This is a genomic window from Hymenobacter agri, assembly GCF_054778495.1.
On the sequence record NZ_BAAGZM010000185.1, the window covers coordinates 1 to 7,083 of the forward strand.

Genomic DNA, 7,083 nt, shown 5'->3' on the forward strand with positions numbered 1-7,083 from the left:
GGCTTCGCTGGCTTCGGCCGTGGCGGCGGCCCCAAACGATTTCGGGGCGCTGGCCCGCCGGCCGCTCAAGGGCCGGGTGGTGGATGGCAACGACCAGTCGCCGCTGGCCTTTAGCTCGGTGGCCATCAAAGGCACCAACCGCGGCACCACGACCGATGCCGAAGGCCGCTTCACGCTGGAGGTGGAGGATGGCGACGTGCTAGTAGTAACCTACGTGGGCTACGAGCTGCGCGAAGTGCCCGTGCCCGCCGGCGCCAGCACTTTGGACGTAACCATGAAAACCACTTCGCACGCCATTGCCGATGTGATTGTGGTGGGCAACCGCGCCTCCGAAGCCCGCACCAACGTGGACCTGCCCGTGCCCGTGGACGTGCTCACGGCCAAGGAAATCACCAAAACCGGCCAGACCGAGCTGGGCCAGATGATTCACTTCACCGCGCCCTCGTTCAACTCGACCAAGCACGCCATCAGCAACGTGACTTCGTACGTGGACCCGGCCACCCTGCGCGGCCTCGGCCCCGACCAGACGCTGGTGCTCATCAACGGCAAGCGCCGCCACCAGTCCTCCGCCCTGAACGTGAACAACGTGGTGGGCCGCGGCTCGGTAGGCACCGATTTGAATGCCATCCCGACGGCCGCCATCGAGCGCGTCGAGATTCTGCGCGACGGCGCGGCGGCCCAGTACGGCTCCGACGCCATTGCGGGTATCGTGAACATCGTGCTGAAGAAAAACCCGCGCGGCGGCATCATCAACGGCAACTACGGCGTGACGGCCATGGGCGACGGCCACACCTTCGACTTGGGCGTGAACTACGGCCTGCCGCTGGGTAAGCGCGACGGTTTCCTGAACCTGACCGCCCAAGGCCACTACAACACGCCCACCAACCGTTCGGGCGACTACACCGGCCGCGTGTACGATTCCGACAAAGCCAAGGACGACGCGCTGGTAGCCCAGAACAACTTCAACCGCCACGTGACCACCTACGGCACGGCCAAAAACACGATGGGCCAGTTCTTTTACAACGGCGAGGTGGCGCTGGGCGATGCCTGGCGGCTATACTCGTTCGGCGGGTACTCGCGCAAGGAAATGGTGGCCTACGGCTTCTTCCGTAATCCCAGCAACAAGCAGCGCGCCGTGCTCTCGCTGTTCCCGAACGGCTACAACCCCGTGTTCCCAGCCACGGTGGATGACATTGCCTCGACGGTGGGTTTGCGCCGCAAAACGGCCGGCGGCTGGAACCTCGATTTCAGCCTCGGCGGCGGCCAGAACATCATCAAGACCTACGCCAACCACACCGTTAACCCCTCATACGGCAGCGCCTCGCCCACCGATTTCTACACCGGCACCAACAAGTTTGGGCAGGTGCTGGCTAATGTGAACGTGTCGAAATCGTTCGAGAACGTGGGCAGCCTGCAATCGCTGAGTTTGAGCTACGGCGGCGAGTTCCGGGTGGAGCAGTACGAGCTGCTGGCCGGCGACGAGGCTTCCTGGAAGAAAGGACCCGTCACCACCAACAACCCCGACGTGGGCAGCAGCGGCCGCGAGGGCATTGCCGCCGTGAACGCCGTGAGCCGCACCCGCAACAACGCCGGCGTGTACGTGGACGTGCTCAGCGACATCACCGATAAATTCCTGGTGGGCGTGGCCGGCCGCTTCGAGCGCTACTCCGACTTCGGCTCGAACGTGAGCGGCAAGATTTCGACCCGGTACAAGTTCTCGGAGATGTTCTCGGTGCGCGGCTCCATCAACCGCGGCTTCCGCGCGCCGTCGATGCACCAGCTCTACTACTCCAACTACGCCGACGCCCAGTGGCTGACGCTGAACGGGGTGTTCGACTCGTACCCCATCGCCCACCTGCGCAACGACAACCCCTACGTGCAGGCCCTCGGCGTGGGCAAGCTCAAGGCCGAAACCACCCTCGACTACAACCTCGGCTTCACCGCCCAGGTCACGCCCGACCTGACTTTCACGGCCGATGCCTACCAGATTGACATCACCGACCGCGTAGTGATTTCGGGCCAGCTCGATGCTACCAAGCCGGCCCTCGCGCCGGTGTTCAACGGCTCGGGCTACGCCCAGGTGCAGTTTTTCTCAAACGCGCTCGATACCCGCACCCGCGGCCTCGACGTGGTGGCCAGCTACCGCAAGCGCATGAGCCGCGACCAGGATTTCGGCCTGAATCTGGCCATGGCCCTGAATGCCACCAAAGTTGTGGGTGACGTGCGCACGCCGCCCTCGCTGGCCAACCTCGGCACCCCGCTCGTCGACCGCGTGATGATTGGCCTGATTGAGGTGGCCCAGCCCCGCTCCAAGTTCATCGGTTCGGCCAACTACCGCTTCAAAAAGCTCGAAGGCCTGGTGCGTGCCACCCGCTTCGGCGAAGTAACCGCCATCCAGAGCACCGCCGAGCTCGACCAGACCTTCTCGGCCAAAGTCATCACCGACGCGTCGCTGACTTACAACTTCACGCCGCGCGTGGGCTTCACGCTGGGCGCCAACAACCTGTTCGACGTGTACCCCGACGAAATTGCCTTCCCCTCGCTCCGGGCCTCGGGCCAGACGCCCTACACGCGCTTCACCTCGCAGTTTGGCTTCCTGGGCGCGTATTATTTCTCGGCCCTGCGCTTCAATTTTTAACATAGTGTAGGGGCGGGGCTTGCCCCCGCCCGGACGTTCAGGGCCGCCACAATGGCATCGTTCAACGACGGGCGGGGGCAAGCCCCGCCCCTACAGCTTTTAAATAGAACCGTCGTGCTGAGCTGGTCGAAGCATCTCTTCCGCGCAAATAACTCGTTTGCTGCAACGGATGAGGTGGGACAAATTCGTTGCCTTGGTTGGTGAGAACAGGAAGCAACGAAGCGGTAGAGATGCTTCGACTGTGCTCAGCATGACTGTTCTAAATTATTCCCCTTTCTCATCCACGACCATGCTCGCACTCGCTGGCTTTGCCATGATTCTCACCTTCATGGTGCTGATTATGACGAATCGTCTGTCGGCCATCACGGCGCTGCTGCTGGTGCCGGTGGCCTTCGCGGTGCTCACCGGTTTCGGGGGGCAGATGGGGCCGATGATGCTCGACGGCATCAAGAACATTGCGCCCACGGGCATCATGCTGGTGTTCGCCATCCTCTACTTCGGGCTGATGACGGACGCCGGACTGTTCGACCCGGTTATCAGCCGCATCCAGCGCGTGGCCCACGGCGACCCGCTGAAAGTCATCATCGGCACGGCGCTGCTCGCGCTGCTCGTGTCGCTCGATGGCGACGGCGCCACCACCTACATCATCGTGGTCACGGCCATGCTGCCGCTGTATCGTCAGCTCGGCATCAACCCGCTGATATTGACGTGCATGAACATGCTGGTGGGCGGCGTGATGAACATCCTGCCCTGGGGCGGCCCCACGGCCCGCGCCATGAGCGTGCTGCACCTCGACAGCACCCAGCTTTTCAACCCGCTGATTCCGGCGATGGGCGCGGGGCTGGTGTGGGTGTTTTTCGTGGCCTGGCGCTTCGGCAAGCGCGAGCGCAAACGCCTGAGCCTGGAGCATCTGAACCAGGCCGACAAGAAAAAAGCCGTGGTATTCGGCCTCGCCGCCGGCCTGCCGCAGCCCCTGCCCGAGGGCCCCGACCTGGAGCTTTCGCCCGAAGACAAAGCCCTGCGCCGCCCCAAATTGCTGTGGGTGAATGCGCTGCTGACCATCGCGCTGATGGTGGCGCTGGTGCGCGAGCTGCTGCCGCTGCCGGTGTTGTTCATGCTGGCGTTTGCGCTGGCGGCGGTGCTCAACTACCCCAACCTGGCGCAGCAGCGGCAGCGGTTTGCGGCCCACGCCGGCAATGCGCTGTCGGTGGCGGCGATGGTGTTTGCGGCGGGCATTTTCACCGGTATTCTCAATGGCACGCACATGGTCGATGCCATGGCTCAGACGTTTGTGCAACTGGTGCCGGCCGCCTGGGGCCCGCACTTCCCGGTGCTGACCGGACTGGTGAGCGCGCCGCTCACGTTCTTCATGTCGAACGACGCGTTTTACTTCGGCATCCTGCCGTTTTTCACCAAAGCCGCCGCCGCGTTCGGTATTGGCGCGGCCACCATGGGCAAGGCCTCGCTGCTGGGCCAGCCGGTGCATTTGCTGAGCCCGCTGGTGCCCTCCACCTACCTGCTGGTGGGCCTGGCCGGGGTCGACATCGGCGCGCATCAGCGCTTCACGCTGAAATGGGCCGGCGGCACGGTGCTCGTGATGCTGGCCGTGTCGCTACTGCTGGGCATTATCGCGCTGTAGAGACGCATATTTGCGTCTCGTCGGTTGCGGCCATTGAACTGTGTATCGTCGATGCTGTTTATTCTATGTCGTCTGTTGCGGGGCCGCTCGCCCAACGACAAGACGCAAGTATGCGTGCGTCTCTACGGTGTTCCGCCTTCGTTTCCTCTAGCTTTACCCCGTGAACCACGAAATCGAACAAATCCTGCACAACCCGCTGGCCTCGGCGGCCATCGTCGGCAACCTGGTCATCATCGAAAGCCTGCTCTCGGTGGATAACGCCGCCGTGCTGGCCACGATGGTGGGCGACCTGCCCAAAGAGCAGCGGCAGAAGGCGCTACGCTACGGCATTTTCGGGGCTTACATCTTCCGAGGCTTGTGCATTGTATTCGCTTCGTTTCTCATCAAGTTTTGGTTTTTGAAGCCGCTCGGCGGGCTTTACCTGCTGTACCTGGTTTACGACCATTTCAAGGCCGGCCCACCGCACGACGAGGAGAAGATTGAGAAAGAAAAAAGCTGGTTTTACCGCAACACGCTGGGCCTGTTCGGCAAGTTCTGGGCCACCGTGGCTCTGATTGAGCTGATGGACCTCGCCTTCAGCATCGATAACGTGTTTGCCGTCGTCGCCTTCACCGATAACCTGATTCTGATTTGCGTGGGCGTGTTCATCGGCATTCTGGCCATGCGGCTGGTGGCGCAGGGCTTCGTGCTGCTCATGGGCAAATACCCGTTCCTCGAAACGGCGGCCTTCGGCGTCATCGGGCTGCTGGGCCTCAAGCTAGTGCTCTCGCTGGTGGCGCACTTCGCGCCCGGCCACTTCGTGAGTGAGGCGCTGGAGAGCGAAACCGCCGATGTCATCATCACCGTGCTCACGGTGGCCGCGTTTGCCGTGCCGTGGGCTACGTCGGTGCTGTTCAACGTGCCGCGCCACGCCGGCGGCAACCGCCCGGCCGCACCTAAAGACGCGGAAGCTTCGCGGCAGCAGGCGTAGGGAAGGGCAGTAGCTGAGCCGTCAGACTGGCAGGGCAAAAAAGACCGTCATGCTTCGACAAGCCCAGCATGACGGTCTTTCGTTAAAGACGTGCTGCTTTTTTGCCTGGTCGGCTGAGTCCAGCCGTTACGCCTGCTTCATCTCTTTCAGATGCAGCAGCATGTCGGCCGTCATCTTGTCGAGGTCGAAATCGGGTTGCCAGCCCCAGTCCTGGCGGGCCTTCGAATCGTCGATGCTGGCGGGCCAGGAGTTGGCGATTTGCTGGCGGGCATCGGGCTTATACGTTACCTCAAAACCGGGCACGTGCTTCTGGATGCTGGCCGTGATTTCGGCCGGCGAGAAGCTCATCGCGCCCAGGTTGTAGCTGGTGCGCACCTTGATTTGCTCGGCCGGCGCGTGCATGAGGTCCAGCGTGGCCTTGAGGGCGTCGGGCATGTACATCATCGGCAAATACGTGTCGGCTTCGAGGAAGCACTCGTAGTTTTCGCCGGCCACGGCCTTGTGGTAGATGTCGACGGCGTAGTCGGTGGTGCCGCCGCCGGGCAGGCTCTTGTAGCCGATGAGGCCGGGGTAGCGCAGGCTGCGCACATCCAGCCCGTGCTTGCGGTGGTACCACTCACACCACTGCTCGCCGGCCAGCTTGCTGATGCCGTACACCGTGTTGGGGTTCATGATGGTGACCTGCGGCGTGTTATCGCGCGGGGTATCGGGGCCGAACACGGCGATGGAGCTGGGCCAGTACACCTGGGCCACACCGTGGGCTACGGCGGCTTCAAGCACGATGAGCAGGCCGTCCATGTTCAGCTGCCAGCCAAAGAGCGGGTTTTTCTCAGCCGTGGCCGAGAGCAGCGCGGCGAGGTGGTAAATCTGCTTGGGGCGATACTGGCGGATGAGCTTGTCGAGGCGGGTGCGGTCGAGCACATCGAGGAGCTCGAAGGGGCCGCCGGCCAGCATGCCGGGGTCTTTGGGCGGGCGCACGTCGGCGGCCACTACCAGGTGGGGCTCGTAGCGCTGGCGCAGGGCCGCCACCAGCTCCAGGCCGAGCTGGCCGCAGGCGCCGATGACCAGCACAGCGCCGGGTAATACAGTGGTTTCAGTGTCGCCGGGAGTGGTGGCCATGCGGAAAATCGAGAGAGGGTGAACGGTGGGACGGGCGCAAAGATACCGGGCCCACCGCCGCCGCGGGCACCGTTTTGCTCCCAACGGTGTTGGAGCGCCTTAGTTACACCAACCCGGCCCTGCCTATGCCCCCGCACCCCACGCTGTACTCCCTGATATACCGCAGCCAGGCTTCCCGGGCCGTGCACGAGGTAACGCTACCGCCGCTGCTGCGCAAGGCCCGCTTGCACAACGAGCGCACCCGTCTCAGCGGCCTGCTGCTGCACGCCCACGGCCAGTTTATGCAGGTGCTCGAAGGCCCCGAGCCGGAGCTAAGCCAGCTCTATGCCCGCATTCAGGCCGACCCGCGCCACTACGCCGTGCGCACCCTCGCCTACGGCCCCATTGCCGAGCGCGCCTTCCCCGACTGGCGCATGGCCTACGCGCCCACCGATGCCCGGATGCTGGAAAAGGTCACCGGCTTTCTGCCCCTGAAAGCTGCGCCCGGCCTGGCCGCGCACCCCACCGAGGCGGTAGCGCAGTTTCTGCACGACTTCGTGCAGGGCCGTGCCCACGACGAGTAGCCCCGGCTTGCCGCCCGGCGGTACCTTTGGCCCATGAAGCTGCGCCTGCTGCTGTTGTTTGTCGGAATCTGGCTGGCTGGCCGCGCTGCCCAGGCGCAGCCGGCCGCCCCGCCGCGCTACCGCAACCTCGTGATGGAGGGCGGCGGCATCCGCG

5 protein-coding genes are annotated in these 7,083 nt (G+C 63.8%); 4 read left to right on the forward strand and 1 reads right to left on the reverse strand.

All coding sequences use genetic code 11. The features are described from left to right. The 3 genes from ACYVDE_RS10950 to ACYVDE_RS10960 form a co-directional block, all read left to right on the forward strand. Positions 1-2,638, forward strand: a 2,638-nt coding sequence (locus tag ACYVDE_RS10950; RefSeq protein WP_460501554.1) for a TonB-dependent receptor, incomplete at its 5' end; no start/stop codon positions are given. 289 nt (positions 2,639-2,927) lie between these two features. Next, a complete protein-coding gene (locus ACYVDE_RS10955) occupies positions 2,928-4,277 on the forward strand; it encodes a CitMHS family transporter (RefSeq protein WP_460501555.1) in 1,350 nt (449 codons plus the stop codon). Between the two features lie 160 nt (positions 4,278-4,437). Further along, positions 4,438-5,247, forward strand: a complete 810-nt coding sequence (locus ACYVDE_RS10960) for a TerC family protein (RefSeq protein ID WP_460501556.1) — start codon at positions 4,438-4,440, stop codon at positions 5,245-5,247. 126 nt (positions 5,248-5,373) lie between these two features. On the opposite strand, the gene ACYVDE_RS10965 is transcribed toward ACYVDE_RS10960, so the two are convergent. Beyond that, positions 5,374-6,366: a Rossmann-fold NAD(P)-binding domain-containing protein gene (locus tag ACYVDE_RS10965; RefSeq protein WP_460501557.1), complete on the reverse strand. Its 993-nt coding sequence runs from the start codon at positions 6,364-6,366 to the stop codon at positions 5,374-5,376. A 125-nt stretch (positions 6,367-6,491) separates the two neighbouring features. On the opposite strand from ACYVDE_RS10965, the gene ACYVDE_RS10970 reads away from it, so the two are divergent. Continuing rightward, entirely contained in the window at positions 6,492-6,929 is a 438-nt protein-coding gene (locus ACYVDE_RS10970) for a BLUF domain-containing protein (protein ID WP_460501558.1), read from the forward strand. Positions 6,930-7,083: the final 154 nt, after the last annotated feature.